Here is a 2,792-nt window from a genome sequence, read left to right as displayed (position 1 = left end):
CGACGCCTCGACGACGAACTCAACCAGAAGTAGCCCTCCAGTTACCCAACACTCTCTGAGGCGTAACTGCGTGGTCCGGCCACCCCCCGGTGCCTACGATCGCAGGATGACCGATACGGCGAGGACGGCCCGCGCCGGTCTTCCCGAGCGTCCGAGTTTGGACGGGCTCGAGGAGACCTGGGCGCACCGCTGGCAGGAGGAGGGCACGTACGCGTTCGACCGCTCGAAGGAGCGCGCCGACGTGTACGCCATCGACACCCCGCCGCCGACCGTATCGGGCGAGCTGCACATGGGGCACGTCTTCTCGTACACGCACACCGACACCGTCGCGCGGTTCCAGCGGATGCGCGGCAAGGCGGTGTTCTACCCGATGGGCTGGGACGACAACGGCCTGCCCACCGAGCGCCGGGTGCAGAACGTGTACGGGGTGCGCTGCGACCCGTCGCTGCCGTACGACCCGGTGTGGCGACCACCGGCCACCCCGGTCGACGAGGCGGCGCGGCGCGACCCGACGCCGATCGCCCGGCGCAACTTCATCGAGCTGTGCGAGCGGTTGACGGTCGCCGACGAGCAGGTCTTCGAGGCGCTCTGGCGGCGGCTCGGGCTGTCGGTGGACTGGTCGCTGACGTACACCACGATCGGCCGGGTGGCCCGGGCCACCAGCCAGCGGGCGTTCGTGCGCAACCTGCGCCGGGGCGAGGCGTACCAGGCCGAGGCGCCGACGCTCTGGGACGTCGGCTTCGCCACCGCGGTGGCGCAGGCCGAACTGGAGGACCGGGAGCGCCCCGGCGCGTACCACCGGCTGCGGTTCAGCGGCCCCGGCGGACGCGAGGTGCTCATCGACACCACCCGGCCGGAGCTGCTGCCCGCCTGCGTGGCACTGGTCTGCCACCCCGACGACGAGCGTTATGCCGACCTGGTGGGCGGCACCGTGCGCAGCCCACTGTTCGGCGTCGAGGTGCCGGTGCACGCGCATTCGCTCGCCGACCCGGCGAAGGGCACCGGCATCGTGATGGTCTCCACCTTCGGCGACCTGAGCGACGTGACCTGGTGGCGGGACCTCGAACTCGACACCCGGGTGGTCATCGGCCGGGACGGCCGGCTGCTGCCCGAGCCGCCGGCCGGGGTGCCCGCGCAGCCGTACGCGGCGCTGGCCGGGCAGACCGTCAACAGCGCCCGCCGGGAGATCGTGGGAATGCTCGCCGACGCCGGCGACCTGATCGGCGAGCCGCGCCCGACCACCCACCCGGTGAAGTTCTACGAGAAGGGCGACCGCCCGCTGGAGATCGTCTCCACCCGGCAGTGGTACCTGCGCAACGGTGGTCGGGACGACGCGCTGCGGGCGGAGCTGCTGGCCCGGGGCGGCGAACTGCGCTGGGTGCCGGAGCACATGAAGCACCGCTACGACCACTGGGTGGGCGGCCTGACCGGCGACTGGCTGGTCAGCCGGCAGCGCTTCTTCGGGGTGCCGGTGCCGGTGTGGTACCGGCTCGACGACGCTGGCGAGCCGGACTGGTCCAACCCTCTCACGCCCGACGAGTCCGCGCTGCCGGTCGACCCGTCCAGCGATCCCGCTCCGGGCTACGACGAATCGCAGCGCGGCCAGCCGGGTGGCTTCGTCGGCGATCCGGACGTGCTGGACACCTGGGCGACCTCGTCGCTGACCCCGCAGATCGTCGGCGGCTGGGAGACCGATCCGGACCTGTTCGGGCGGGTCTTCCCGATGGACCTCCGCCCGCAGGGGCAGGAGATCATCCGTACCTGGCTCTTCTCCACGGTGGTCCGCGCGCACCTGGAGCACGGGGTGCTGCCCTGGCGGGACACGGTGCTCTCCGGCTGGATCCTCGACCCGGACCGGAAGAAGATGGCCAAGTCCAAGGGGAACGTGGTCACCCCGGTGGCCCTGCTGGAGCAGCACGGCTCGGACGCGGTGCGCTACTGGGCGGCCAGCGGCAAGCCCGGCATGGACCTGGCCTTCGACCCGGCGCAGATCAAGGTGGGCCGGCGGCTGGCCACCAAGCTGCTCAACGCGTCGAAGTTCGCGCTCGGGCTGGGCGCCGCGGACGCGCTGCGCGCCCCGGCGACCGAGCCGCTGGACGGGGCCATGCTGGCCGAGCTGTCCACCGTGGTCACCGCCGCCACGAACGCCTTCGACGCGTACGACCACACGGCGGCGTTGCAGGTGACCGAGGCGTTCTTCTGGCGGTTCTGCGACGACTACATCGAGCTGGTGAAGGAGCGCGCCTACGGCACCGGGTCGGGGGCCGACTCGGCCCGGGCGGCGCTGGCGTCGGCGCTGTCGGTGCAGTTGCGGCTCTTCGCTCCGGTGCTGCCGTACGTCACCGAGGAGGTCTGGTCCTGGTGGCGGTACGGCTCGGTGCACCGCGCGCCCTGGCCCACCACGTACGAGGTGGCCCGGTCGGTCGAGGGCGAGGGCGACCCGGCGTTGCTGCGGCTGGCCGGCGACGCGCTGAGCCAGGTGCGGCGGGCCAAGTCGGAGCGGAAGCTGTCGATGAAGGCGGAGGTCCCGCTGGCCGAGGCGCTCGGCCCGGCCGCCCTGCTGGAGCAGCTCACCCTGGTCGCCGACGACCTGCGCGCGGCCGGCCGGATCGGCAAGCTGGACCTGCTCCCCGACCGCACCCCGGAGCTCGTCATCGCCTGCGCCTTCTGAGTTCCGAAGGAAGGTGCCCTTCTTAACGCCTGAGGTAGAGGAAGGGCCCCTTGTTAACAGCTTCGGTTCTAGGGATCGTTGCAATGCCTGACTTGATCAGGGGTTGTTGTGTTCGAGGTTC

General features: G+C 71.7%; 1 protein-coding gene. It reads left to right on the top strand.

Annotation, left to right across the window (positions count from 1 at the left end; translation table 11 throughout):
• Nucleotides 1-106: 106 nt before the first annotated feature.
• Entirely contained in the window at nucleotides 107-2,671 is a 2,565-nt protein-coding gene (gene valS, locus ACFOW4_RS16880; protein ID WP_377528723.1) for a valine--tRNA ligase, read from the top strand.
• Nucleotides 2,672-2,792: the final 121 nt, after the last annotated feature.

The sequence above is a fragment of the Micromonospora sp. GCM10011542 genome, assembly GCF_042650685.1.
Classification (GTDB): Bacteria; Actinomycetota; Actinomycetes; order Mycobacteriales; family Micromonosporaceae; genus Micromonospora.
The sequence above is the reverse complement of the archived record's forward strand: the minus strand, read 5'-3'. Positions and strand labels throughout refer to the sequence as shown.

Bases quoted from the DNA above. Each gene is read 5' to 3' on its own strand.
- valS (WP_377528723.1), top strand. From the start codon at position 107: ATGACCGATACGGCGAGGACGGCCCGCGCCGGTCTTCCCGAGCGTCCG.